This is a genomic window from Actinomadura chibensis NBRC 106107, assembly GCF_001552135.1.
Classification (GTDB): Bacteria; Actinomycetota; Actinomycetes; order Streptosporangiales; family Streptosporangiaceae; genus Spirillospora; species Spirillospora chibensis.
This window is the reverse complement of record NZ_BCQP01000010.1, coordinates 147,980-174,085: the sequence shown is the minus strand read 5'-3', so window position 1 is coordinate 174,085 and position 26,106 is coordinate 147,980. Positions and strand designations below refer to the sequence as shown.

Genomic DNA, 26,106 nt, shown 5'->3' with positions numbered 1-26,106 from the left:
TCCTCCGGGGCGTCGACCGGCCGGAAGCTCACCCGCGGCCGTCGCCGGGCAGGGCCGCGCGGGTGCCCGCGGCGATCTCCAGGTCTTCGCGGGCGGTGACGACGACCGCCGCGACCGGGGCGTCCGGCGGGCTGACCACCGCGTCGGCGCGGGCGGCGGCGTTGCGCTCGGGGTCGAGCCGGGCGCCCAGGTAGGCCAGGTCGGCGACCAGCCGCCCGCGGGTCTCGGGGGCGTGCTCGCCGACCCCGCCGGTGAACACCAGCGCGTCCATCCCGCCCAGGGCGGCGGTCATCGCGGCGGCCTGGGCGCGCAGCCGGTGGTGGTAGACCGCCAGCGCCGCGACCGCCTGTTCGTCGTGGGCGGCGGCGCGGGACCGCAGCGTGCGCATGTCGCCGGTGCCTGCCAGGGCGCGCAGGCCGGAGCGGTGCTCAAGGGCGTCCCGCAGCTCCTCGGCGGGGACGCCGTGCGCCAGCAGCCACAGCGGGATGCCGGGGTCGATTCCGCCCGCCCGGGTGGCCATCACGAGCCCGTCGAGCGGGGTGAACCCCATCGTGGTGTCGACGGACCTGCCGCCCGCCACCGCCGCCAGCGACGCGCCCGCGCCCAGGTGGCACACGACCAGGCGCAGGCCGGACGGGTCGGCGCCCAGCAGCTCGGCGGCGCGGCGGGCGGCGTAGGAGTGCGACAGGCCGTGGAAGCCGTAGCGGCGCAGCCCGTACCGCTCGCGCCATTCGGCGGGCAGCGCGTAGGTCGCGGCGGCCTCCGGGAGGGTGGCGTGGAAGGCGGTGTCGAAGCAGGCCACGGCGGGGAGGTCGGGGAAGGCCCGGCGGATCTCCCCGAGCGCGTACAGCGACAGCGGCTGGTGCAGCGGCGCCAGGTCGGACAGCGCGTGCAGGCGCTTGGCGACCTCGTCGTCGATCACCACGGGACGGGTGTGGTCGCGGCCGCCGTGGACGAAGCGGATGCCGACCGCGTCGGGCCGCGGCAGCCGCGCCACGGAGGCCAGCACCCGCTCGGCCTCCCGGTCCGCCCCGCCCGTGGCGAGTTCGACACGCGCGCGCACGGTGTCGTCGGCCTCCACCAGGCTGAACTTGACGCTGCTGGAGCCGGGGTTGACGGTGAGGACCCTCACTGCGGCCACGTCCAGTTCTGGATCTCGGGGGCGTCCTGGCCGTGTTCGCGGGTGTAGGCGCGCAGGCGGAGGCGTTCGTCGGCCATGCGCTGCCTGATGTGGGCGACGCGTCCGCCCAGGGACGGGACGCGGTCGATGACGTCCATGACCAGGTGGAAGCGGTCCAGGTCGTTGAGCATGACCATGTCGAACGGCGTGGTGGTCGTCCCCTCCTCCTTGTAGCCGCGGACGTGCAGGTTGTGGTGCCCGGCGCGGCGGTAGGTGAGCCGGTGGATCAGGTACGGGTACCCGTGGAAGGCGAAGATGACCGGCTTGTCGGTGGTGAACAGCGCGTCGAACTCGGTGTCGGACAGCCCGTGCGGGTGCTCCTCGACCGGTTGCAACCGCATGAGGTCCACCACGTTCACCACCCGGACGCGCAGTTCCGGGAACAATTGGCGGAGCAGGTCGGCGGCGGCGAGGGTCTCCAGGGTCGGGACGTCTCCCGCGCACGCCAGCACGACGTCGGGATCGGCTCCGCCGTCGGTGGACGCCCATTCCCAGATCCCGATTCCGCGCGTGCAGTGCGCGACGGCGGCGTCCATCGGAAGCCAGACCGGGGCGGGCTGCTTTCCGGCGACGATCACGTTCACGTAATCGCGGGAGCGCAGGCAATGGTCGCCGACCGACAGGAGGGTATTGGCGTCCGGCGGCAGATAGACCCGGACGATCTCCGGTTTCTTGTTCATGACGACGTCGAGGAAACCGGGGTCCTGGTGGGTGAAGCCGTTGTGGTCCTGCCGCCACACGTGCGAGGAAAGGAGGTAGTTCAGCGACGCGATCGGACGCCGCCACGCCAGCCCCCGCGTGACCTTCAGCCATTTCGCGTGCTGGTTGAACATCGCGTCCACGATATGGATGAAAGCCTCGTAGCTGTTGAACAGGCCGTGCCGCCCGGTGAGGAGATACCCCTCCAGCCAGCCCTGGCACAGGTGCTCGCTCAGCACCTCCATGACCCGTCCGGCCCGGGCCAGGTGGTCGTCGGTGGGGAGCAGCTCGCCCCCGAAGACCCGGTCGGTGACCTCGAAAACGGCGCCCAGCCGGTTGGACGCGGTCTCGTCCGGTCCCATGATGCGGAAATTGGACGGGTTGGCCGCGACGACCTCGCGCAGATAGTCGCCCAGGACGCGGGTCGCCTCCGCTGCCGCCTGGCCGTGCTCCTTCACCGGCACCGCGTACTCGCGCGGGTCGGGCAGGTCGAGCGGACGCAGCAGCAGCCCGCCGTTGGCGTGCGGGTTCGCGCTCATCCGCCGCCCGCCCTCGGGGGCCTGCGCGCGGACCTCCTCGACCGGGTGGCCCGCGGCGTCGAACAGCTCGTCCGGACGGTACGACCGCAGCCACTCCTCAAGCTGCGCGAGGTGCTCGGGGTTGTCGCGGACGCCCGCGAGCGGCACCTGGTGGGCGCGCCAGGTCCCCTCGACGGGGAGGCCGTCGACCTCCTTCGGACCCGTCCAGCCCTTCGGCGTCCGCAGGACGATCATCGGCCAGCGGGGCCGGTCCGCCGCGCCCGCCTCCCGCGCCGTCCGCTGGATGCGGGCGATCTCGTCGAGCGCGCGGTCGAGCGCCCCGGCCATCTCCCGGTGCATGATGGCCGGGTCGTCCCCGGACACGACGATGGGGGCGTAGCCGTACCCCTCGAAGAGGCGGACCAGTTCGTCCTCCGGGACGCGGGCCAGCACCGCCGGATTGGCGATCTTGTAGCCGTTCAGGTGCAGGATCGGCAGCACCGCCCCGTCGTGAACCGGGTCGACGAATTTGGTGGAATGCCAGGCGGTCGCCAGCGGACCGGTCTCGGCCTCCCCGTCCCCGACGATGCACGCCACCACCAGATCCGGATTGTCGAACGCCGCGCCGTACGCGTGCGCGAGCGAATAGCCGAGCTCGCCGCCCTCGTGAATGGACCCCGGCGTCTCCGGCGCGACATGGCTCGGAATTCCGCCGGGGAAAGAGAACTGTCTGAATAGCCGCCGCATTCCGGCCTCGTCCTGGGAGATCCGGGGATAGACCTCGCTGTAGGTCCCCTCAAGCCACGCGTTCGCGACCGCCGCCGGGCCGCCGTGCCCCGGGCCCATGACGTAGATCATGTCCAGGTCGCGGCTCTTGATCACCCGGTTGAGGTGCGCGTAGCAGAAGTTGAGCCCCGGCGAGGTCCCCCAATGGCCCAGCAGCCGCGGTTTGATGTGCTCCGGCCGCAGCGGGACGCGCAGCAGCGGATTGTCCAGCAGGTAGATCTGCCCGGCCGACAGATAGTTCGCCGCCCGCCAATACGCGTCGATCAGCTCGATCCCGGTGTGGACGGGGTCAGCGGTCGTGGACGTCACTGCTCCTCCAAATGCGCTCGTTGACCTCCACGATCCACGCCGCGGCGGCGCGGGGGCAGGGTCGAAGGTCACACCCGGCCGGGCCCGGCAAAGGACCTTGGTCCGTTGCGCACCAAGATCCCGGGGTATTCGCTGTGAGACGACAGTCCGTCGCGCGGCCGTGAAGGAGAACGATGCGGGTGATCTCGGAGGGGCGGCTCCGTGCGGTGCTGGCGAGCCTGCCGGGACGGCCGCGGGTGGTGGCCGGGGGCAACTTCGCCACCCCGCGCCGGATCCTCGCGGTCCTCGACGACGCGCTCCCGGAGTACCGGCTGTTCATGCTGAACGCCCAGGGCGACCTGCCCGACCGGGACGGCGTCGACCTGGAGACCCCGTTCGTCGGCGCGGGCATGCGCGGCCGCCGCAACCTGCGGTACTTCCCGTCCCGCCTGTCGCTGGTGCCCAACCTCCTGAAGGACCCGCTGCCTCCCGACGTCGTCGTCGTGCAGACCTCGCTCCCCGAGGGCGGGACGGTCTCGCTCGGCATCGAGGTCAACATCCTGCCCGCCGCCATCGAGGCCGTCCGCGCCCGCGGCGGGCTCGTGATCGCCCAGCTCAACCCGCGCATGCCCTACACCTACGGCGACGCCGTCCTGCCCATCGACGAGATCGACCACGCCATCGAGAGCGACGAACCGCTGGCCACACCGGCGACGCGTCCGCCCGGCGAGACCGCGACCCGGATCGGCCGGCGCGTGGCGGACCTGGTGCCCGAGCACGCGACCCTGCAACTCGGCATCGGCGCCGTCCCGGACGCGGTCCTCGCCTCCCTCCTGGACCGCCGCGGCCTCGGCGTGTGGTCGGAGATGTTCAGCGACGGCGTCCTGGCGCTGGAGAAGGCGGGCGCGCTCGACGCCACGACCCCCGTCACCGCCTCGTTCGCGTTCGGCGGCCGCGAACTCTACGACTGGGTCGACCACAACGAACGCGTCCGGATGCTGCGCACCGAGAAGACCAACGACCCCAGCCTCATCGCCCGCCGGCCCCGCCTGATCTCGGTGAACTCGGCCCTGCAGGTCGACCTGTACGCCCAGGCCAACGCCAGCCGCGTGCGCGGAGTCGTTTACTCGGGGTTCGGCGGCCAGACCGACTTCGTCGTCGGCGCCCTGCACTCCCCCGGCGGCCACGCCGTCATCGCGCTCCCCTCCTGGCACCCCCGCGCCGACGTCTCCACCGTCATCCCCCGGCTCGCCGGGCCCGTCACGTCCTTCCAGCACAGCTACATCGTCAGCGAGCAGGGCACCGCCACGATCTGGGGACACGACGCCGCCTCCCAGGCCCAGCAGATCGTCGACCAGGTCGCCCACCCGTCCGCCCGCGACGACCTACGCGAGCAAGGCCGCCGCCTGGGCTTCCCTCTCGACTAACCACCCCGAGCCTGCCGGACGCCTCCGCCTGTCAGGTGGCGGTGAAGACGACCGCGCGGCCGGCCTCGGCGGCTCGCTGATAGAAGTCCTGGACGTCTGCGAAGTTCGTCCAGATGTAGTCAAAGACCTCGGCGTCGTGCTGCCCGTCCGAGCCGGTGAGGCCCAGGGCGTCGCATCGCCGCCGCAACCAGTCCTTGCCCAGGGGCCGGAGGGCTTTCGCGACGTCACTCACCTCGGCCACGGACACATGCACCACGTAGAACTCCGTGTGCAGGTGACGGCCGCCGAGCACGGCATGCGAGAACGGGTAGCCCTCATAGTCGAGCGTGCCGTCCCCCAGGCAGCGATGGACGGCCTCCCACGCCTTGTCGGTGTCGACCTTGAGGTCGTCGTCCCGCCAGTTCTCCTCCAGGTCTTCGAGGAGTTCGGCCACCGCGTCCTCATCCCCCGCCAGCAGGGCCCGCTCCTGCTCGCCGGTGATGGCGAAATGCACTCCCAGCATGGCCCGCGATCGTACGCGCCCGGTCCGACACGGCCTTCGCACGACCGCTCCGGCCACCGGGGCGGGGGTCAGCCGCTGGCGCAGGCGAAGCAGGTGCGGGCGGACGGACGCGCCTCCAGGCGTTCCACCGCGATGGGACCGCCGCACCGTTCGCAGACGCCGTAGGTGCCGTCGCCGAGTCTGCCCAGCGCGTCGTCGATGTCGGCCAGCCGTTCGCGGGCCCGGGCCAGGGACGCCTCGATCCGCGCGCGCTCGAACGCGATGGTCGCGCCCTCCGGATCGTGCTCGTCGTCCACGTTGGCCTGCGCCGCCGCGTCGACGACACCGTCCCAGTCGGCGCTCAGCGACGCCACCAGCTCCAGCGTCGCGGCGCGGTCGGCGACCAAGCGTTCCTCCACCGTAGCCACACCACGACAACGCCCGCGCCGCCGCCGCTTCTTCCGGCCCGTCCACGAAACGACACTGGAGGCGTTCAGCCGGTGAGGCGGGCGATGATCCTGTCCTTGCCGCTCCGCCAGTTGGTCTTGAGCGCCTCCACGGCCCCGGCGACGTCCATCGAGACCAGGTGCTCGGCGATCCGCTCGTGCTCCTCGGCCGAGCGCTCCAGCACCTCGGAGTCGCCCACCACGACGCGCTCGTAGCGGTGCATGGTGAGCTTGAGGGACGTGATCAGGTCCATCAGTCGCTCGTTCGGGCAGCCGGACAGGAGCAGGTCGTGCCAGGCGTCGTCGTAGCGCTCTATCAGCTCGTGCTCGGCCTCGGGCGCCGAGAAGGCGCGGGCCTCAGCCAGCAGCCGCGGCGCGACCGAGCGCAGGTACTCGGGGTCGGTCAGCTCCAGCGCCAGCGACTCCAGCGCGGCGACGATCGTGGTCAGGTCGTCGAACTCGCGGGGGCTCATCGGCGCGAAGCGGAACCCCTTGCCGCGCTCGCTGACGATGATCCCCTCGCGCTCCAGCCCGATGAGCGCCTCGCGGAGGGGGGTGCGGCTCACGCCCAGCTCGGCGGCCAGCGCCATCTCGTTGATCGGCTGGTCGGGCGCGAAGTCGCCCTTGCCCAGCCGGTCGAGGATCTCGTCCTTGATCTGCTCGCGGAGCGGGCGGCGGTCGATCGGCATCCTGTCATCCTCTCGTAGGGGCCCCGGCCGGGTCCGCGGTTCAGGCCGTCCCGGCGCCGTCGACGGGGATCACCGCTCCGCTCACGAAGGAGGCCGCGTCGCCGGCCAGGAACGCCACCATGTGCGCGATCTCGACGGGGTCGCCGATCCGGCCCAGCGGCCGGTCCGCGGCGTCGGCGTAGAACGCCTCGAGGGAGCCGCCGAGCTGGCGGGCCTCCTCGGCCAGCATGCCGGTGGCGGTGTCGCCCGGGCACACGCAGTTGACCCGGATGTTCTGCGGCCCGTGGTCGATCGCCATCGCCCTCGTCATGTTGACGACGGCGCCCTTGGACGCGCAGTACGACACGGCACGCGCGCCGCCCCGGACGCCCCAGCCGGAGCCCGCGTTGATGATGCTGCCGCCCCCGGCGGCCGCCATCAGCGGGATCGCCGCCCGGCTCATCAGCATGATCGATTTCACGTTGACGGCCATCACCAGGTCCCAGTCCTCCTCGCTGATCTCGCAGACGGTGGAGCGGCGGATGAGGCCGGCGTTGTTGAACAGGACGTCCAGGCCGCCGAAGGCGTCCCGCGCGGCCGCGGCGACCCGGGCGCAGTCCGCCGCGCTGGACACGTCGCCGCGCACGAACGCCGCGCGCCCGCCGGCGGCCTCGATCGCCTTCGCGACCCGCCCGCCGGCCTCGTCCACGTCGGCCAGCACGACCGCGGCGCCGAGGCGGGCCAGCAGCTCGGCGGTGGCCCGCCCGATGCCGGCGGCCGCCCCGGTGACGACGGCGGTCCTGCCCTCCAGTGAGTTCACGATCATGTCCTTCCCAGCGTCGGATCAGCGTCAGCGGACGGGGTACATGGCCGTGCGGCCGTGGCCGGTCAGCACGGGCAGGTGGCCGCGCAGCTCGTCGTCGAGCTCCTCGTCGCCGGTGTCGACCAGCAGCGGGCGCCCGCCCAGCGCGGCGAGCTTGGCCTCGGTCGCCACGGCGACCAGCCGGTCGCGGCCCGCCGCGCGCAGCACGGCCGGGGAGATCTGCTGGTTGCCCCGGCCGAGCAGGAACCCCTGCCCGCCGATCGGCGCCACGGCGATCCACGCCGGCGACGCCCGGACCAGCGCCTCCAGCTCGGCGGCGGACACGTCGCGGGCGGCGACCCGGCCGCCGGCCAGCACGTTGACGCCCATGACGGGGACGTCGGCGCCGAGCGCGGCGGCGATCGCGCGGGTGGTGCCGCCGGGGCCGAGGACCAGCGGGCCGGGCCCGGCGGCGCGCGCGGCGAGGTCGGCCGCGATGCCGGAGACCGACGCGGGGTCGGCGACCGTGCCGCCGGTCTTCCGCTGCTGGACGCGCACCGGGACGTCCGGGACCCGCAGGTGGCCGTACAGCCGGGCGGAGACCCGGCCGGCGCGGACGGCGTCCTCGTCCAGGTCCATCACCTCGGCCTCGCGGAGCGGCACGGTTCCGGACGCCGTCAGCGCCGCCGCCTCCCCCGCGGCGCGCGGGCCCACGCCGAACACGGCCGAGTGCATCTTCACGCCGGTCGGGACGCCGAGCACCGCAACCGAGAGCCCGACCGCGTCCAGGACGTCGCGCGCGGTCCCGTCCCCGCCGGCGAACAGCAGCAGGTCGACCCGCGGCGCGAGCGCCGCGGCGGCGCGCCGGGTGTCGGACGGCGTCGTCGGCGAACCGGGCTCGTAGCGGATCTCGGGCGTCAGCCCGGCGGCGGCCACGGCCTCCGCGCCCATGGATCCGGCGGCCGTCCGGACGGTGACGGCGCCGCCGAGCCGGGAGCGCACCTCCGCCAGCGCGAGCGCGGCGCGCTTGCCCGCCCGGGGCGTCGCGCCGAGGGCGCGGGCCCTGGCCTGGACGTCCGCGCCGTCGCTGCCCTTGAGCCCGACCCGGCCGCCGAGCCCGGCGACCGGGTTCACCACCAGCCCGAGCCTCATCGCCGCCTCATTCGCCGAGGATCTTGCGGCGGTAGGCACGCCAGGTGACCGCCCAGGTGGCCGGGTCCTCCAGGACGTCCGCGCGGGTGCGGTGGACGGTCGAGCGGTGCGGCGCCGTCCGCACGGTCTCCGGCTCCTCGTAGGCCTCGCGGGCCACCTCGGCGAGGATCGCGGCGTACTCGTCCAGGTCGGCCTTGGAGTAGGACTCGGTCGGCTCCAGCGTCATCGGCTCCGGGACGATGAACGGGTGGTGGCTCGTCCAGTAGTGGGTGCCGAAGTCGGCCGCGCGGCGGCCGAGGTCCTCGCTGTGCACGCCGGTCTCCTCGGCGAGCCGCGCCCAGCTGTAGCGGACCTGCTCGATCCGCGGCCTGCCCGCCGCGTAGGGCGCGGACGCGCCGCGGATCTCCAGCACCTTCGCCATCAGGTAGTTGTTGTTGAGGACCGCGGTCTCGGCGGCCTCGCGCAGCCCCTCCCCGCCGAGGGACATGATCCAGGCGTAGGCGCGCACCAGGTTCGGGACCACGCCGTAGAACGGACGGATCTTCCCGATGGAGGCGGGCCGGTCGTGGTCCAGGCGGTAGCGCTCGCCGTCGAACTCGACGGTCGGCGTCGGCAGGTACGGGGCGAGCTCCTCGGTCACGCCGCACGCGCCCGCCGCCGGACCGCCGCACGCGTGCGGGGTCGAGAACGTCTTGTGCAGGTTGAAGTGGCACAGGTCGAAGCCCGCGTCCCGGGCCCGGGTGATGCCGAGGATGCCGTTGGCGTTGGCCTGGTCGTAGGCGCACAGCCCGCCCGCGTCGTGGACGATCCGGACGAACTCCTCGATCCGCGGGTTGAACAGCCCGGTGTCCTCGGGGTTGGTGATGAGCAGCGCGGCGGTGCGCGGCCCGACGGCCTCCTTGAGCGCCTCGATGTCGGGATAGCCGTCGGCGTCGGGGTACAGGGTGACGACCTTGTACCCGGCGGTCTTCGCGCAGGCGGCGTTGGACGGGTGGGAGAAGATCGTGGTGATGACCTCGTCGCGCCGCACGGCCTCGCCGCGGGCGGCGAAGTAGGCGCGGATCATCGACACGTTGGCGTAGATCGCCGCCGATCCGGCGCCGGGCTGGAGCGAGAAGCGGTCCATGCCGGAGATCTCGCGCAGCAGGCCCTCCAGCCGGTACATGATCTCCAGGACGCCCTGCACGGTCCGCTCGTCCTGCAGCGGGTGCAGCTCCGCGACCTTCGGGTCGCGGACGAACCGGTCGTTGACCTTGGGGCTGTACTTCATGGTGCAGGTGCCCTGGCCGACGTCGACGTTGAGGTCGACGCCGAGGTTCTCCTGCGACAGCCGCAGGTAGTGCCGGAGCACCTGCGGCTGCGAGAGTTCCGGGAGGGCGGGCGGGACGGCGCGGCGGAGCGCGTCCGGGAGGGTGTCGTCCGGCGGGACGTCCGGGGCGGGCACCAGCACGCCGCGCTCGCCGGGGCCGCCCAGCTCGAACAGCAGCGGCTCGTCCCAGCGGGCCTGGTGGAAGCGGCGCAGCGGCGGCTTGGGGCCGATCCTCGCGGCGGCCGGCGTGGCGGGGAGGCCGGTGGGCTTCACTGGGCGATCTCCTCCAGGGCGCCGGCCAGCCGGTCGATGTCGGCCTTGGTGTGCACTTCGGTGACGCAGTAGAGGGCCTCGGTGCGGGACAGGACCTTGCCGCCGAAGATGCCGCGCGCGAGCAGCGCGTCGCCGACCTCGGCGGCGGTGCGGGAGCCGGTGAAGGCGAGGGTGAAGTCGGCGAAGTGCGGCGCGTCCGCGTACGGCGCCTCGACGCCGGGCACCTCGGCGAGCCCGCGCAGCGCGTACCGGGTGTTCGCCATGATCGTCTCGCCGATCTCCCGCATCCCCCGCGGGCCCATCAGGGCGAGATAGACGCCGGCGGCGATGCCGTTGAGCGCGGCGGCGGTGCCGACCCATTCCCGGCCCTCCTCGCGGACGGCGAAGGAGGTGCGCTCGTAGGCCACGTCCCCGAAGCCGTACTCGCCGTCGACGACGGTGGGCGCGAGCCCGAACAGCCGTGATGGGAACTCCGCGACGAACCTCTCCTCGTCGCCGGTGGCGATGAAGCCGCCGTTGAGCCCGCCGTAGCTCATGTGCAGCCCGAGCGGCTGGATGTCGCCGCAGACGATGTCCGCGCCGTAGGCCGACGGCGGTGCGACCACACCGAGCGAGATCGGGTTGCAGCCGACGACGTACAAGGCGCCCGCGTCGTGCGCGAGCCCGGCCAGCGACGGGAGCGCCGGGTCGATGATCCCGGAGGCCGAGGGCGCCTCCGCGAACACGGCCGCGACGTCGCCGGACGCCAGTTCCGCGCGCACCGCCGCGACGTCGGCGAGCCCGGTGCGCGGGTCCACCGGCACGACCGCCACGTCGTGGACGGGCCGGACGTAGTCCTCGATCTTCGAGAGCCTGTCCGGGTCGGCGGCGGTGGCGAGGACCAGCCGCCGGGCGCCGGTGATCCGCCCGGCCATCCGCAGCGCGGTGGCGGCCGCCTGGTGGCCGTCGTAGACGGGGACGGTCACGACGTCCATCTCCAGCAGTTCGCCCATCAGCGACTGGTACTCCCAGAGCGCCTGGAAGCGGCCGTGGTCCTCATACGGCTCGCCCGCGTACGCGGTGAGGAACTCGCTGCGGTCCACCACTTCGTCGACCACGGCCGGGACGTGGTGCCGGTAGCAGCCGGCGCCCAGGAAGCTCAGCGCGTCGGAGGCGCTGGTGTTCGCGGCGAGCATCCCGCCGACGTGCCGGACGAGCTCGGCCTCCGACCGCAGCGGAGGAGGCAGGTCCAGGGGGCGGCCGAGCCGGATGCTCTCGGGCACGTCGGCGTAGAAGTCCTCGACGCTCGACGCGCCCGCGGCCGCGAGCATCTGCCGCCTGACCTCCGGCACGGCGTTCGGGATGTACGGGTGAACGCCCACGCGCTCCCTCGCTTTCGTGGCTTTCGCACCCGGCCTCTTGACGAAAACACATGATGCAGTGTGCTGTATACAGCATTATCCCGACCGAGCCTGGGAGGCAAGATGGCGACGAGCCCCGAGCGGACCGCGCCGGGCGGACCGCGCGTCGGACGCCGGACCATCCTGACCGCCGGAGCCGCCGGAGCCGCCTCGGCGCTCCTCGCGGCCGCCGGCTGCGCCACCGGGGGCGGCGTCAAGAAGGCGGGCCCGACGCTGACGGCGGGCGGGTCGGCCGCGGTCAAGGGCACGGTCGGCGTCTGGTCGTGGGACGTCGCGGCCAAGGCACTCAAGCGGCTGGCGCCGTCCTTCGAGCGGCGGCACCCGGCGGCGCGGGTCGAGGTCGTCGACATCGGCTACGACAACGCCTACGACAAGATCACCGTCGGCCTCAAGTCGGGGAAGGGCCTGCCCGACGTCCTCACCGTCGAAGGCAGCAGGCTGCCCGGCTACATCGGCGTCTTCCCCGGCGGCCTGTACGACCTGACCTCCCTCGCCGCCCGGCACAGGACGCGGTTCGCGCCCGCCGCCTGGAAGGACGTCACCGACGAGAACGGCAGGGTCTTCGCGCTCCCCTGGGACGCCGGGCCGTGCGCCCTCTACTACCGCACCGACATGTTCGAGTCGGCGGGGATCGCCCCGAACTCCCTCGCGACCTGGGACGACTACGTCCGCGCCGGGGAGCGGATCAAGTCCGCGACCGGCAAGAAGCTGCTCGTCATGGACCCCCAGGAGGACAGCCTGTTCCCGATGCTCCTCCAGCAGCAGGGGCAGCGCTACGTCCGGAACGGCGAGATCGTCGTCGCCGACCGGCAGGCCGTCCGCGCCGCGACGTTACTCAAGACGCTCGCCGACAAGGACCTCATCGCCTTCGAGACGGGCTGGGACGGCCTGATCGCCGCCACCAAGGCGGGCAAGGTCGCCACCACGCCCTACGCCGTGTGGTGGTCGGGCACGCTCACCGACGAGATGAAGGAACTCAAGGGCAAGTTCGGCGTCGTCCCGCTGCCCGCGTTCGACCCCGGCGGGGTGAGGACGTCCAACGACGGCGGCTCGACCCTCGCGGTCAGCGGCCGCAGCGCGAACGCGTCGGCGGCGTGGGCGTTCGTCGAGTTCGTCCTCGCCGACGCCGCGAACCAGGTCTCCATGCTGACCAACGAGGGGCTCTTCCCCGCCTACCTGCCCGCGCTGCAGGACCCGTTCATCACCGCGCCGCAGCCCTACTACGGCGGCGAACCCGTCTTCAAGGTCTTCGCCGACCTCGCGGACGCCGTGCCCCCCGTCGAGGACACCAAGGACGGGCCGAAGGCGAGGGACATCGTCAACCGCGCCATCTCCGGGATCCTGCTGCACGGCAAGGATCCCAAGGCGGCCCTGGGCTCGGCCGCCCGGCAGATCGCCGCCGCCACCGGCCGCCCGATCGCCGGGTAACGCCCCGGTCCTCGACGTGGCGAACGCGACGACGGCCGAGAGCGCACCGCCCGCCGTGCCGGACGGTCCCCGTCCCGCGGGCACGCGCCGGTGGTGGCGCCGCTGCACGCCCTGGGTCTTCGCGGGCCCGGCGACGGTCCTGTTCGGGTTCTTCTTCGCCTATCCGCTGCTGGCCGGGCTCTACCAGAGCTTCACCGCCGACCGCGACGGGACGACGACCTGGGTGGGCCTGGCGCAGTACCGGCGGATGCTGGACGACCCGGTCTTCTGGGCCTCGCTCCGCAACGCCGGGCTGATCCTCCTCGTGCAGGTCCCGACCATGATCGTGCTGGCGCTGGCGCTCGCCCACGGGCTGAACCAGTCGTGGCTGCGGTTCCGCGCGACGCTCCGGATCGCCTACTTCCTGCCCGCCGTCACGACGCTCGTCGCCTACTCCGTCGTGTTCCGCGTCCTGCTGAAGACCGACGGCGGCATGGTCAACCAGCTGCTCGGCGCGGCGGGCCTGCCAGAGGCCGACTGGCTGAACAGCCCCGGCTGGGCGCGGCTGGCCCTGATCGGCTCGATCACCTGGCGGTGGACGGGCTACAACGCCGTGATCCTGCTGGCCGGGCTGCAGGCGATCGGCCGGGAGCAGTACGAGGCGGCGGCCATCGACGGCGCCGGGCCGGTCACCGCGTTCACGCGGGTGATCCTGCCGCAGCTGCGCCCCGTCATCCTGTTCTGCGCGGTGACCTCGACGATCGGAACGCTTCAGCTCTTCGACGAGAACTACGTGCTGACCGGCGGCGGGCCCGGCGACGCGACGATGACGCCCGTCCTCTACCTCTACAAGGTCGGCTTCGAGCAGCTCGACTTCGGCTACGCCGCCGCCATCGCCTGGGCGATCGTCGTGATCATCGGGCTGGTCTCCTACGCGCAGTTCCGCCTCCTCGGGAAGGACGCGACCCGGTGAACCGAGCGATCAGACGGCCGGGCCCCCGCCGCTTCGGCCGGGGCGTCGCCGCCGCGCTGCTCGTGATCGGCGCGGTGATCAGCGCGGCGCCGTTCTACTGGATGGCGGTGGCCGCCACCTCCGACGACTCCGACCTGTTCGCCTCGCCGCCGCCGCTCGTCCCGGGCGGCCGGATCGCGCACAACCTCGCGGACCTTCAGGAGTCCATCGGTTTCGGCCGGGTGATGCTGAACAGCGTCGCGATCGCCGTCGTCTACACCGCGCTCAGCTCGCTCATCTCCGCGATGTGCGGGTACGCGCTCGCGAAGTACCGGTTCCGCGGGCGGCGCCTGCTGCTCGGCGCGGTGCTGGCGACGATGATGATCCCGTTCCAGGTGCTGCTCGTCCCGCTGTTCCAGATGATGGCGAGCCTGGGCTGGATCGACTCCTACCAGGCGGTGATCCTGCCGTTCCTCGCCAACTCGTTCGGCGTCTTCCTGATGCGGCAGGCGTTCCTCGGCTTCCCGGACGAACTGATCGAGTCGGCGCGCCTGGACGGCGCCGGCGACCTGCGGGTCTTCTACCGCATCGTGCTGCCGGGGGTCCGGCCGCAGTTCGGCGCGCTCGTCGTCTTCACGTTCATGACGCAGTGGAACGCGTTCCTGTGGCCGCTGCTCGTGCTCAACACCGAGGAGAAGTACACCGCCCCGGTCGCGCTGTACACCCTGATCGGGCAGAGCCACGTCGACTACGCCGGACTGGTCCTCGGCTCGTTCCTCGCGACGCTGCCGCTCATGCTCGTCTTCTTCCTCTTCCAGAAGCAGTTCGTCTCCGGGCTGCTCGGAGGTGCCGTCAAGGGATGAACGGACTCACGCGGGTGCCGGGGCTGCTGTACGGCGGCGACTACAACCCCGAGCAGTGGCCCGAGGACGTCTGGGCGGACGACGTCAGGCTGATGAAGGAGGCCGGGGTCAACCTGGTCACCGTCGGGGTGTTCTCCTGGGCGCGGCTGCAACCGGGGCCGGACGCCTTCGACTTCGGCTGGCTCGACCGGCTGCTGGACCTGCTCGACGCGCACGGGATCGCCGCCGACCTCGCCACCGCGACCGCCTCGCCGCCCGCCTGGCTGGTGCGCGCCCACCCCGAGACGCTGCCGGTGACCGCGGACGGGGTCCGCCTGGAGTTCGGCTCGCGCCAGCACTACTGCCCGTCCTCGCCCGTCTACCGGGCCGCGGCGGCGCGGCTGGCGCGCAGGATCGCCGAGCGCTACCGGGACCATCCGGCGGTCGTGCTGTGGCACGTCCACAACGAGTACGGCGACCACGTGGCGGAGTGCTTCTGCGCCGAGTCGGCCGCCGACTTCCGCGGCTGGCTGAGAGAGAGGTACGGCGACCTCGCCGCGTTGAACCGCGCCTGGGCCACCGAGTCCTGGTCCCAGCGCTACGGCCGGTGGGACGAGATCGAACCGCCGCGCACCGCGCCCGGACCCCTCAACCCGACCCAGTCGCTCGACTGGCGGCGATTCTGCTCCGCCGCGCTGCTCGCCTGCTACCTGGCCGAGAAGGCGGTCCTCGACGAGGCCGGCGGAGGCATCCCGGTCACGACCAACTTCATGTCGATGTTCAAGCCGCTGGACTACTGGGCCTGGGCGGCGCGCGAAGACGTCGTGTCCGACGACGCCTACCCCGACCCCGCCGACCCGGCGGCGCACGTCGGCGCCGCGATGGCCTACGACCTGATGCGCTCCCTGAAGGGCGGGCGGCCCTGGCTGCTGATGGAGCAGGCGCCGTCGGCGGTGAGCTGGCGCCCGGTCAACGTCCCGAAGCCGCCCGCGCTGTCGCGGCTGTGGTCCCTGCAGGCGGTGGCGCGCGGCGCCGACGGCGTCCTGCACTTCCAGTGGCGGGCGTCGCGGGCCGGTGCGGAGAAGTTCCACAGCGCGCTGCTCCCCCACCGCGGGACGGGGTCGCCGCAGTGGGCGCGCACCGTCGCCCTCGGCCGCGACCTCGCCCGGCTGGCCGAGGTCGCGGGGGCCCGGCTCGCCGCCGACGTCGCGGTCGTCCTGGACTGGGACTCCTGGTGGGCGCTGGAGCTGGACGAGCATCCGTCGTCCCGGCTCAGGCTCAAGGAGCTCGTGCTGTCGTGGTACGGGGCCGCGCACGCGCGCAACGTGGCCGTCGACTTCGTCCGCCCGGGCGCCGACCTCGGGCGGTACCGGCTCGTCCTGCTCCCCAACCTGTACCTGGCGAGCGACGCGACCGCCGCGTGGCTCACCTCGTACGTCGCGGGCGGAGGACGGCTCGTCTGCGGATTCTTCAGCGGCGTGGTCGACGAGCACGACCACGTGCACCCGGGCGGGGGCCTCGCGCCGCTGCGGGACGCGCTCGGCGTCGTCGTCGACGAGTACTGGCCGGTCCCCGACGGCGCTTCCGTGGACGTGGCGTTCGGGTCCCGCGTCGTCCCGGCGACGCTCTGGAGCGAACTGCTGGAAGCGCGCGCCGCCGAGCCCGCCGCCGTCTACGGCGGTGGGCCGCTCGCCGGTCGTCCGGCGGTCACCCGCAACGCCCACGGCGCCGGGCGGGCCTGGTACGTCGGCTGCCACCTGGGCGAGCGCGTCGGCCTCGTACTGGAGGAGGCCTTCGCCGACGCGGGCGTCCGCCCGGTGCTGGACGTCCCGGCCGGGGTCGAGGCCACCCGCCGCGACGGGCCCGGCGCCTCCTACCTCTTCCTGCTCAACCACCGCGCCGACGAGGCGGAAGCGCCGGTCCCGGACGGCGTCGACCTGCTGAGCGGCGCCGCCGTGCGGGGCGCGCTGCGGCTGGCCCCGCTCGGGGCGGCGGTGCTCAGAACCGCCCGCCACGACCACCCCGAGAGGTGATCATGCGACGACCACCGCGCGCGCTGGCCGGGCTGGGGCTCGGCTCAGCCCTGCTGCTCACCGCCGCCCCCGCGCCGGCCGACCCCGGTCCCGGCGGGTACGCGGACGTGCTCGACCTGCACGGCGTCCCCACCCGGGCGCTGCCCGCTGAGGTCAACGAGGTCAACGTGTTCGCCGACCGCGGCGCGTGGCACGCCTACGCGCTGCCGCGACCGGGCGACACGCACGCCTACGGCGGGTTCTCCGGACCGCTCTACATCGCGCAGGAGTACCCGTGGTGGCTCAGCCAGGCGTTCAGCCGCGTCCGCCTGCGCGAGGACGGCCGCGACATCGAGTTGCGCGGCGCGCGGTTCACCGCGCTGCCGGGGCGGCTGCGGCAGACCTATGAGCTGCCCGGCCTGCGGCTCACGCTGGAGCTGCGGTTCGCGTCCGGGCGGACGGCGCTCGTGCGCGCCTCCGTCGCCAACACCGGGGACCGCCCCCGGACGCTCCAGGTCGGCTGGAGCGGGTCGCTGCTGCGTCCGGACGGCGAGCCGATGAGGAGCGCGCCGTCCCTGCGGGCCACTCCGCGCGGCGTCGCCGTCGGCTTCGCGCGCGTCCGCGAGGTGTGGGACTACCTCACCGACGGCACCGAGCGGTTCGAGGTCGCGCACGACGGGCCCGTCCGGACGACCGTCACCGGCGACTCCTACCAGACCGACTCGGCACGCCCGCTCATCGTGGCGCCGCGCCGTTCGTCCGACCTCACCTGGACCGAGACCTACACCTTCACCGCCGCGGAACGCCGGCGCGAGGCCCCGGTCGTCCGCGACCTCCTGCGACGGCCGGGCGCGGCCATCCGCAGGACGGACGCGCGCTGGCGCCGCTACGTCGCCGCCGTCACCCAGGGCGTGCCCGCGGACCGCCGGCGCCTCGCGGTCAAGGCGCTCGAGACCCTCGTCACCAACTGGCGCGGCCCCGCGGGGCGGCTCGGGCACGACGGCATCACCCCGTCCATCTCCTACAAGTGGTTCGCCGGCGGGCTGTGGGCCTGGGACACCTGGAAGCAGGCGGTCGGCGTCGCCGCCTTCGACCCCGCGCTCGCCGAGGCGCAGATCAGGTCGATGTTCGACCACCAGGTCGCGCCGGACTCGCCGACCCGGCCGCAGGACGCGGGCATGGTCCCGGACGTCGTCTTCTACAACGACCCCTCGCGCGGCGGCGGCAACTGGAACGAGCGCAACAGCAAGCCGCCGCTGGCCGCCTGGGCGGTATGGGAGGTGTACCGGCGAACCGGGGACGTCCGGTTCCTGCGGGAGATGTATCCGAAGCTCGTCGCGTACCACGGCTGGTGGTACCGCAACAGGGACCACGACGGCGACAGCCTGGCCGAGTACGGCGCGACCGTCGACCCCGCCAACGACGGCCCGGAGGCCCGCCGCCAGGCCGCCGCGTGGGAGAGCGGCATGGACAACGCCCCTCGGTTCGACGCCGCGCTCGGCGCCGCGGTCGTGGAGAACCGCGACACCGCCGGACGCGTCGTCGGCTACTCGCTGACCCAGGAGTCGGTCGACCTCAATTCCTACCTCGCCGCCGAGAAGGGGTACCTGGCGGCGATCGCGGAGCGCCTGGGCGACCGCGCGGCGTCCGGCCGCCTGTCCGCGCGAGCGCGCGAACTGGCCGCCGCCGTCCAGCGGACGATGTACGACCCGGCGACCGGCTTCTTCTACGACACCGACCTGGCCTCAGGACGCCGCCTCACCGGCCGGGGCCGGGGCATCGAGGGCGCGATCCCGCTGTGGGCGGGCGTCGCGACCCGGTCGCAGGCGGCCGCCGTCCGCGCCACGCTGACCGCCCCGGAGGAATTCGCGACCCGCACGCCGTTCCCGACCGTGTCGGCGAGTTCGCCCTTCTTCGCACCGGAGAAATACTGGCGCGGACCCGTCTGGCTCGATCAGGCGTACTTCTCCCTGAAGGGCCTGCAAAGGTACGGCTACGAGGACGACGCCACCGCACTCGCCGACCGCCTGCTCGACTCGGCGTCCGGTCTGCTCGGCGACGGCCCGATCATGGAGAACTACAATCCGCTGACGGGCGCGCCGCTGAACTCGACCAACTTCAGTTGGTCCGCGGCCCTCCTCCTGGCCCTCACCTGACCGGCAGCCCAGACGGGCCGCGCGAGATGCAGGCATGTCTTACCGACCGAGGATTTACATACGCGCTCACTGGCTTGGATGATGCGTTCTCCTGCCGAAATTCCGGAGGAGCGCATGACCCACAACCGGAGCTGCGCGGAGGCCAGACTCCCCGGTTGTGTATGCACATGCGGCGGCGCGAGGCACGGCTGCCAGGGGGCGTTCAGAATTGCGGACGGGTCTCTTGAGGACGTGCTGGCGCATGTGAAGGAGCGAGAAAGCGACTGGGCCTCGAAGGACGCGAAGGCGGCGGGGCTCAGCCGCCGCCAGGCGGCGATCGGCTGCGCGAAGGCGGATGTCGTCCACTGGTTGCATCGTGACCGCGGGCTCCTCGATTGCGCGAGGACGGCGCAGGCGCTGTCATTCGAGGACGCCCCGGACGAACCGGCGCAAGGATTGGTCCTGCGCCGGGTCGCCGAACATCTCGGCCCGCGACTCATGGACGAGTTTCAGCAATGGGCCCGGCGAACGCATTTCTGGTGCGAATTGCTCGCGCAGATGGCGCGCACGCTCGCGGAGTACGAACAGATCCGGGGCCGGATCTTTCGCAGGTTGGAGGATATTCTCCAGCAGCGGGATGAGCAGGCCCTGCCCGACGCGCTGCGCGACGCGGGCGCGATCGGATCCGCGGTCCAGTGGTCCTGGCGGTATGTGCTCGCGAGCGTCGTCGCGGCGTCGGGTGCCGGGAGCCTCGCGACGTTGCTGGCGGCCGGAGACGTGCAACGGCTCCTCTGGCCCATCCGGGTCATCGCGGTGCTGATGTGTCCGGACGCCTCGCGCCACGCGGCGGTCAGACAGCACTGCTGGGAGCCGATCGTCCGCCTTGCCAGGGCGGAGGTCCGGGACACCGTCCGCGAGCGACTCGCCGGGGCCTTCGGGGACGACCCCTGGTTTCGTCCGGAGCATTGACATTAATCGTCCGGGCGGCTCATGCTTCCGGCATGGAGGAGCGGGCTGACGCGCTGCGGCGGTTGCGGCGGACGCACGAAGAGGCGGTGCTCGCCGTGCTGCGGGCGGAGGGGCCGCGGAGCCGGGCGCGGCTGATGCGCGACACCGGGCTCTCCCGGACGACGCTCTTCGCGATCATCTCCGACCTGATGGAGCGCCGCGTCGTGGTCGAGTCGGGGCCCGCGGAGTACGGGCCGCGGCAGCGCGGGAGGCCGCCGACGCTGGTGTCGCTCAACCCGGACGCCGGGCTGCTCGTCGGGATCGACCTCGGGCGCCGCCGGGTCCGGGTGGCGGTCGCCAACGTGGCGCGCGAGATCGTCGCCGCCGCGTCGGACGACACGGCCGACGCGGACGAGGACGAGCGGGCCGATCTCGCCATCGCGCTCCTCCGCAAGACGTGCGAGGACAAGGGCGTCGGGCTGGCCGCCCTGGAGGCGGTCGGCGTCGGGCTGGTCGGCGTGCTGGACGCGCCCGGCCGCCGGCGCCGCGCCGTCGAGCGCCTGGAGGCCGCCTTCGGCGTGCGGGTCGAGGCCGACAACAACGCCAGGCTCGCCGCGCTCGCCGAACGGGTCTGGGGCGCGGCCCGCTCGGCCGGGGACCTCGTGTACGCGCGCTGGTCGGTGGGCGTCGGCGGCGGCTTCGTCGCCGGCGGGCGGCTGCTGCGCGGGGCGCACGGCGCGTCCGGCGAACTCGGCCACGTGTCGGTCGACCCGGCGGGGCCGCGCTGCCACTGCGGCGGGCGCGGCTGCCTGGAGGGGCGGATCGGCGTCCCGGCCCTGCTGGACGCGATCGCGGCGAGGGGCGTCCGGCTGACCGGGACGGACGACCTGCTGGACGCGGCGCGGTCCCGCGTGCCGGCCGTCACGGACGTCGTCGTCGAGGCCGCCCGCACGCTGGGCACGGTGCTGGCGGGCGCCGTCGTCCAATTGGACCCGGAGCGCGTCGTCGTGGGCGGCGACCTCGCCCTGCTCGGCGGTCTGGTCCTCGACCCGATCAGGTCGGCGATCTCCGAACTCGCGCTGCCCGGCACGCGGCGGGCGGTGGACGTCGTCCCGGCGGATCTCGGGCCCGCCGCCGCGGCGATGGGCGCCATCGCGCTGGTGCTGACCGACCGGGACGCGATGCCCCCGCCTCGGCTCCGCTGACCTGCCCGCTTCGGCGCACCGCACAAAGGGTCCCCGATTTCCGTCAACCCTCAGGAATTAATGAACGGAGAGCGTCATGCCCCCTCGCAACGTCCTGTTCCTCATGACCGACCAGCACCGGGTCGACACGCTGGGCTGCTACGGCAACCCCGTGGCCCGGACACCGGCGCTGGACGGGATCGCGGCGGAGGGCGCCAGGTTCGACCGGCTCTACACGCCGACCGCGATCTGCACACCGGCCCGTGCGTCGCTGTTCACCGGCACCTACCCGTTCCGGCACGGCCTGCTGAACAACCCCGAACGCAACGGCGGCGCCAAGGACGAGATCGACGACGGCTTCCCCAACCTCGCCGAACCCCTGCTCAACGCCGGTTACAACGTGGGGTACGTCGGCAAGTGGCACATCGGCCGCGAGCGCGGCCCGGAGTACTACGGCATGGACGGCGAGCACCTGCCCGGCGCGCTGAACCCGTTCCACCACCCGTCCTACCAGGGGTGGCTCAAAGAGAACGGGCATCCGCCGTTCAAGGTGCGGGACGCCGTCTTCGGCACGGCGCCGAACGGCTCGGGACGCGGGCACCTGATCGCCGGACGGCTGGAGCAACCCGCCGAGGCCACCGTCGAGGCGTTCCTCGCCGACCGGACGATCGAGCTGCTCGACCGGTACGCAGCCGAGGGCCGCCGTTTCGCGCTGACGTGCAGCTGGTACGGCCCGCATCTGCCCTACCTCCTGCCCGACGCCTACTACGACCTGTACGACCCGGCGGACGTGCCGCTGCCGCCGTCGATGGCCGAGACCTTCGCCGGCAAGCCCGACGTCCAGCGCCGGTACGCCGAGTACTGGTCGGCCGACCATTTCGGCGCCGACGCCTGGCGCAAGCTCATCGCGGTCTACTGGGGCTACGTCACGATGATCGACCAGCAGGCCGGGCGGATCCTGGACCGGCTGCGCGAGCACGGCCTCTGGGACGAGACCGCGGTGGTGTTCACCGCCGACCACGGCGAGTTCACCGGCGCCCACCGCCTCAACGACAAGGGCCCGGCGATGTACGAGGACATCTACCGCATTCCCGGGCTCGTCCGGGTGCCGGGCGCGCCGCCCCGGGTGGTGGACGAGTTCGCGACGCTGATCGACCTGCACGCGACGATCCTGGACCTCGCCGGGCTGCCGCCGGGCGACCCGTGCGACGGGCGGAGCCTCCTGCCGCTCGTCGGCGGCGCGGACGACCCGCGTCCGGAGGTGGTGGCCGAGTTCCACGGCCACCACTTCCCGTACTCGCAGCGGATGATCCGGGACCGCCGGCACAAGCTGGTGTTCAACCCGGAGAGCGTCAACGAGCTGTACGACCTGGAGGCCGACCCGCACGAGCTGCGCAACCTCTACGCGGTCCCGGCGTACGCGTCCGTGCGCCGGGACATGACCGTCCGGCTCTACCGGGAGCTGCTGCGCCGGGGCGACCCGGCCTACTCCTGGATGAGCTACATGTCCGACATCGGCGCGGGCCGCGCGCCCGACGTGGACGGCGTCGCGGACGAGGTCGGCTGAGCCGCCGCGCGGCGCCGCGGACGGCCGGGCGGCGGGCCGGTCCGCCCGGTCACGTCGTGTCGCTCCCGCGCACGGGATCGGACGGCGGTTCGAAGGCGTCCAGGCCGGTTCCCGGGCGGACCGGCGCCAGCTGCCCGTTCCCGTTGACGGGCAGGCGGCTGCCGTCGACGCCGGGGATCACGTACCGGCTGAACCAGGCGTCCAGCCGCCGGGCCAGTTCCACGCGGATCCCGGCCGCCTCCGGCTCGCCGATCAGGTTCCGCGCCTCGCCGGGATCGGCCGCCAGGTCGTAGAGCTCGTGCGGGCCGTGCGGATACCGGTGGACGTACTTCCAGGCGTCCGTCCTGATCATCCGCACGGGACCGTACTCGTCGTAGACGACCACGGGTGACCGGCCGGCCGCCTCCGATCCGGCGAGGACGTCGGTGAACGACCGGCCGGGACGGTGGCCGGCGTCGGCGTCGGCGGGCAGGCCGAGAAGCTCCAGCAGAGTCGGGCGGACGTCGTAGGCGGACAGGAGCGCCTCGCTCACCCGGCCGCCGGGGACGCGCCCCGGCTGGCTGACGATCGCCGGGACCATCACGGAACTGTCGTACATGTTCTGCGGGAACGTGCCGTTGCCCTTTCCCCAGATGCCGTGGTGCCCGCAGTTGAATCCGTTGTCGCTGCTGAAGAAGACCAATGTGGAGCCGGTCAGGCCCAGTTCCGACAGGGTCGCCATCACCTGGCCGATGCCCTCGTCCATGGCCGAGACCGCGGCGAAGTAGCCGACCAGCGCGGCGCGCGCGTCGGGCTCGCCGCCGACCGGCGTCCCGTCCCGGTCCACCGGCTGCCACGGATGCGGCGGCCCCTGCGGGCAGGAGTCGAAGGCGCAGTCGTCGTACAGCGCCTCGAACCGTCGCGGATGGTGCCCTTTCCATGGTTTGTGCGGCGCGGTGTAGTGCAGCGAGAGGTAGAAGGGTTCCTCTCTGCCCGCCTCGTCCGCCAGGAACGCGCGGGCCTGCGCGGTGAGCACGTCGGTCAGGTATCCGGACGCCTGGACGCGCTCGCCCTGGTCGTAGAGCACGGCGCCGCGGTACGGCCCGCCGCCGCTCTCATGCGCCAGCCACCGCGTGAACCCCGGCCGCGGACGGTCGTTGGCCCCGAGGTGCCACTTGCCGATCATGCCGAGCCGGTAGCCGGCCTCGTGCAGATCGTCGGTGAACAGCCGCCGTCCGGCCACGAAGTCCCGGCCGTCGCGGCCGGTGTGCCGGCGGCTGATCCAGTCGTGCACGCCGTGCTGCGACGGGATCTCCCCGGTGAACAGCGAGGCGCGGGCCGGGGAGCACACGGGCGAGACGCAGAAGAACCGCGCCAGCCGGACGCCGGACGCGGCCAGCGCGTCGAGGTGCGGCGTGCGGACCTCGTCGTTGCCCGCGCAGCCCAGCGCCCAGGGGCCCTGGTCGTCGCTCAGGATGAGCAGGACGTTGGGGCGGGATGGGTCGCGGCTGGCCAAGGGGGCCTCCTTCCGGATACCTGGACGGGTCCGCGCCGCCGGGCGGAGGAGTACGTCGCGAGGATGATCTCGAGGACGCGCCGCCCGTGCGGGCCGCCGACCGCGGGCTCCCGGTCCTCGGCCACGGCGGCGGCGAAGTCGGCGAGCTGGGCGGCGAAGGCCGCCGGGATGTCCTCGGGTCCCGGCCGGTGCAGCCAGGCCGTCGTGCCGTCCTTGTGGAGGGCCGTGCCGGTGTGCGGCGAGATGCTCAGCGTGCCGGTCTCCCCGACGACGGTCATCTCGTCGTGCGGCGCCGCCGGTCCCGTGCTCGTGACCGCGATGTGCGCGGTCAGCCCGCCGGTGAGGTCCAGCCGCACCAGGACGTCGGTCTCGATCGGAGTGTTCTTCAGCCTGCCGTCGACCTGCTCGACCCGGCGGCCCGTCAGCCACAGCAGCCGGTCCACGCAGTGGGCGCCGATGTTGATGAAGACCCCGCCGCCCGCGACACGCGGGTCCAGGAACCAGGAGGGGCGGGAGCCTGCGCGGTAGTCCGAGCCGCGGCGGTCGGAGACCAGCACCGGTTCGCCGATCTCCCCCGCGTCCAGCGCGGCCTTGGCCGCCGCCTTGTCGGGGAGGAAGCGCTGGACGTGGCCGACGGCCAGCCGCACCCGCGCCTCGGCGCAGGCGGCGATCATCGCGTCGCAGTCGGCCAGCGACGTGGCCATGGGCTTTTCGACCAGGACGTGCAGTCCCGCGGCGGCGGCGTCGCACACGATGGCGGTGTGCACCGCGTGCGGGGTGTTGACCAGCACGGCGTCGACGCCGCCGGAGGCGATCAGGTCCCGGTGGTCGGTGTAGGCCCGCGCGTCCAGCGGCGCCGCCAGCCGCCGCGCCGCGACCGGGTCCAGGTCGCAGACCGAGGCCACCCGGACGCCGGGCACGCGCTGCGCGGCCTCCACGTGCAAAGCCCCGACGGCGCCCGCCCCGACCAGCCCCAAACGGAGTTCTGTCACGAACGGTTCTCCTTCAGGGCGGCGCCGCAGGACTGGCGGACGACGATTCCCGGACGCAGCCGGATCTGGTGCACCGGCAGGTCGGGTTCGCGCATGCGCTGCAGGACGAGTTCGGCCGCGCGGCGGCCGAGCGCCCGCTTGGGCGGGGACACCGCGGTGAGGGGGATCTCCGCCATCTCCGCTATCTCGTCGTCGTAGGCGACGATCGCGAGGTCGCCGGGGACGGCGAGTCCCAGGCGCCGCGCGGCGGAGACCACGAACAGCGCCTCCTTGTCGCCGAAGCACACCACGGCGGTGGCGCCCTCCTCGGCGAGGCGCCGCACGTTGTCGTCGGCGACCTGCGGGTTCCACGCGCGCATCGGCGCGGAGAACGGCGTGACCGCGGTCAGCCGCGGGTCGGCCATCGCGTCCTGGAAACCGCGGGTGACGGGCCCGTGGGTCGGGTTCTCCGACCGGGTGAGCAGCGCGATTCGGGTGTGCCCGAGCGCGGCGAGGTGGCGCACCGCGGAGTACCCGCCCGCGCGGTGGTCGGTGCGGACGTGGTCGGCCTCGTCGTCGCCGTCGTCCAGCCCCCGTTCGATCAGCACCGTCGGCACCGGCAGCGCGGCCAACCGGCGGACCGTCGCCGCCGGGTCGGGCGACCCGACGAGGGTGGGGACGACCAGCAGGCCGTGCACGCCGGAGTCCAGCATCCGCTGCAGCGCCGTCTCCTCCTCGGACGGGTTGTAGTGCGCGCACGCCAGCATCAGCCGCGCCCCCGCCGCCGCGAGCGTCTCCTCGATGCCCTTCAGGACCTTCGGGTAGTACAGCGTCGTGTCCGGGACGATCACCCCGACCACCGAGCCGTCCCCGCGGACCGGGGGCTGCTGCCCCGCCACGAAGGTGCCCGCGCCCTGGCGCCGGACGACCAGCCCCTCCTCGGCGAGGTCCTCCAACGCGCGGCGGACGGTGGTGAGGCTGACGTTGTGGAGCCGGGCGAGTTCCTGCTCGGTCGGCAGTTTCGCGCCCGCGACCCACGCGCCGGAGCGGATCTCGGTGCGCAACTGCCGCGCCATCCTGCGGAACTTCAGTTCCCTTCCCGACGCCGTGTTCTCTGCGCTCATTTCCTTCTCCGCGCTCATCTCGGCTCGGACCTCATTTCGG

At 73.1% G+C, this 26,106-nt stretch carries 21 protein-coding genes; 9 read left to right on the top strand and 12 right to left on the bottom strand.

What is annotated here, in order from left to right; translation table 11 throughout:
* Nucleotides 1-28: 28 nt before the first annotated feature.
* Nucleotides 29-1,141, bottom strand: a complete 1,113-nt coding sequence (locus ACH01S_RS05430) for an acetate/propionate family kinase (protein ID WP_306303232.1) — start codon at nucleotides 1,139-1,141, stop codon at nucleotides 29-31.
* Nucleotides 1,129-3,492: a phosphoketolase family protein gene (locus ACH01S_RS05425; protein WP_067885994.1), complete on the bottom strand. Its 2,364-nt coding sequence runs from the start codon at nucleotides 3,490-3,492 to the stop codon at nucleotides 1,129-1,131. The genes ACH01S_RS05430 and ACH01S_RS05425 overlap by 13 nt, the downstream gene beginning before the upstream one ends.
* A gap of 173 nt (nucleotides 3,493-3,665) precedes the next feature.
* On the opposite strand from ACH01S_RS05425, the gene ACH01S_RS05420 reads away from it, so the two are divergent.
* Nucleotides 3,666-4,898, top strand: a complete 1,233-nt coding sequence (locus ACH01S_RS05420; protein WP_067885992.1) for an acetyl-CoA hydrolase/transferase family protein — start codon at nucleotides 3,666-3,668, stop codon at nucleotides 4,896-4,898.
* Nucleotides 4,899-4,929: 31 nt separating this feature from the next.
* On the opposite strand, the gene ACH01S_RS05415 is transcribed toward ACH01S_RS05420, so the two are convergent.
* The 7 genes from ACH01S_RS05415 to gcvPA form a co-directional block, all read right to left on the bottom strand.
* Entirely contained in the window at nucleotides 4,930-5,400 is a 471-nt protein-coding gene (locus tag ACH01S_RS05415; protein WP_067885990.1) for a YfbM family protein, read from the bottom strand.
* 68 nt (nucleotides 5,401-5,468) lie between these two features.
* A complete protein-coding gene (locus ACH01S_RS05410) occupies nucleotides 5,469-5,798 on the bottom strand; it encodes a TraR/DksA family transcriptional regulator (protein WP_067885989.1) in 330 nt (109 codons plus the stop codon).
* Between the two features lie 74 nt (nucleotides 5,799-5,872).
* Nucleotides 5,873-6,514 carry a GntR family transcriptional regulator gene (locus ACH01S_RS05405; RefSeq protein ID WP_083980351.1) on the bottom strand — a complete coding sequence of 214 codons (642 nt, stop codon included), beginning with the start codon at nucleotides 6,512-6,514 and terminating at the stop codon, nucleotides 5,873-5,875.
* A gap of 40 nt (nucleotides 6,515-6,554) precedes the next feature.
* Nucleotides 6,555-7,319, bottom strand: a complete 765-nt coding sequence (locus ACH01S_RS05400) for an SDR family NAD(P)-dependent oxidoreductase (protein ID WP_067885988.1) — start codon at nucleotides 7,317-7,319, stop codon at nucleotides 6,555-6,557.
* A gap of 24 nt (nucleotides 7,320-7,343) precedes the next feature.
* Nucleotides 7,344-8,447, bottom strand: a complete 1,104-nt coding sequence (locus ACH01S_RS05395) for an ATP-NAD kinase family protein (RefSeq protein ID WP_067885987.1) — start codon at nucleotides 8,445-8,447, stop codon at nucleotides 7,344-7,346.
* Between the two features lie 7 nt (nucleotides 8,448-8,454).
* The gene (gene gcvPB, locus ACH01S_RS05390) at nucleotides 8,455-10,029 is read right to left on the bottom strand and encodes an aminomethyl-transferring glycine dehydrogenase subunit GcvPB (protein WP_174564857.1); all 1,575 of its coding nucleotides are present in this window, start codon (nucleotides 10,027-10,029) and stop codon (nucleotides 8,455-8,457) included.
* Nucleotides 10,026-11,390, bottom strand: a complete 1,365-nt coding sequence (gcvPA, locus tag ACH01S_RS05385; RefSeq protein WP_067885986.1) for an aminomethyl-transferring glycine dehydrogenase subunit GcvPA — start codon at nucleotides 11,388-11,390, stop codon at nucleotides 10,026-10,028. The genes gcvPB and gcvPA overlap by 4 nt, the downstream gene beginning before the upstream one ends.
* Before the next feature lie 102 nt (nucleotides 11,391-11,492).
* Here gcvPA and ACH01S_RS05380 point away from each other — a divergent pair, with 102 nt between their 5' ends.
* From ACH01S_RS05380 to ACH01S_RS05345, 8 genes are all read left to right on the top strand, one after another.
* On the top strand, nucleotides 11,493-12,857 hold the full coding sequence (locus ACH01S_RS05380; RefSeq protein WP_067885985.1) for an ABC transporter substrate-binding protein: 1,365 nt from the start codon (nucleotides 11,493-11,495) through the stop codon (nucleotides 12,855-12,857).
* A 16-nt stretch (nucleotides 12,858-12,873) separates the two neighbouring features.
* Complete coding sequence (locus tag ACH01S_RS05375) at nucleotides 12,874-13,809, top strand: carbohydrate ABC transporter permease (protein ID WP_218010149.1); 936 nt, start codon at nucleotides 12,874-12,876, stop codon at nucleotides 13,807-13,809.
* A complete protein-coding gene (locus ACH01S_RS05370; protein ID WP_218010148.1) occupies nucleotides 13,806-14,651 on the top strand; it encodes a carbohydrate ABC transporter permease in 846 nt (281 codons plus the stop codon). Before ACH01S_RS05375 ends, ACH01S_RS05370 begins: the two co-directional genes overlap by 4 nt.
* Nucleotides 14,648-16,663 (top strand): beta-galactosidase, encoded by a 2,016-nt coding sequence (locus ACH01S_RS05365; protein WP_067885984.1) that lies wholly within the window; start codon nucleotides 14,648-14,650, stop codon nucleotides 16,661-16,663. The genes ACH01S_RS05370 and ACH01S_RS05365 overlap by 4 nt, the downstream gene beginning before the upstream one ends.
* Before the next feature lie 2 nt (nucleotides 16,664-16,665).
* A complete protein-coding gene (locus ACH01S_RS05360; protein ID WP_067885983.1) occupies nucleotides 16,666-18,798 on the top strand; it encodes an MGH1-like glycoside hydrolase domain-containing protein in 2,133 nt (710 codons plus the stop codon).
* 231 nt (nucleotides 18,799-19,029) lie between these two features.
* A complete protein-coding gene (locus ACH01S_RS05355; protein ID WP_148344686.1) occupies nucleotides 19,030-19,746 on the top strand; it encodes a hypothetical protein in 717 nt (238 codons plus the stop codon).
* Between the two features lie 32 nt (nucleotides 19,747-19,778).
* Nucleotides 19,779-20,930 carry an ROK family protein gene (locus tag ACH01S_RS05350; RefSeq protein ID WP_067885981.1) on the top strand — a complete coding sequence of 384 codons (1,152 nt, stop codon included), beginning with the start codon at nucleotides 19,779-19,781 and terminating at the stop codon, nucleotides 20,928-20,930.
* Nucleotides 20,931-21,006: 76 nt separating this feature from the next.
* Nucleotides 21,007-22,476, top strand: a complete 1,470-nt coding sequence (locus ACH01S_RS05345) for a sulfatase family protein (protein ID WP_067885980.1) — start codon at nucleotides 21,007-21,009, stop codon at nucleotides 22,474-22,476.
* Between the two features lie 49 nt (nucleotides 22,477-22,525).
* Here ACH01S_RS05345 and ACH01S_RS05340 read toward each other — a convergent pair whose 3' ends face one another.
* From ACH01S_RS05340 to ACH01S_RS05330, 3 genes are read right to left on the bottom strand one after another with little or no spacing between them, the layout of a single operon-like run.
* Nucleotides 22,526-23,971, bottom strand: coding sequence for a sulfatase family protein (locus ACH01S_RS05340; RefSeq protein WP_067885979.1), 1,446 nt, complete (start codon nucleotides 23,969-23,971; stop codon nucleotides 22,526-22,528).
* Nucleotides 23,926-24,963: a Gfo/Idh/MocA family protein gene (locus ACH01S_RS05335; protein ID WP_067885978.1), complete on the bottom strand. Its 1,038-nt coding sequence runs from the start codon at nucleotides 24,961-24,963 to the stop codon at nucleotides 23,926-23,928. Before ACH01S_RS05335 ends, ACH01S_RS05340 begins: the two co-directional genes overlap by 46 nt.
* Entirely contained in the window at nucleotides 24,960-26,066 is a 1,107-nt protein-coding gene (locus ACH01S_RS05330; protein ID WP_067885977.1) for a GntR family transcriptional regulator, read from the bottom strand. The genes ACH01S_RS05335 and ACH01S_RS05330 overlap by 4 nt, the downstream gene beginning before the upstream one ends.
* Nucleotides 26,067-26,106 lie beyond the last annotated feature (40 nt).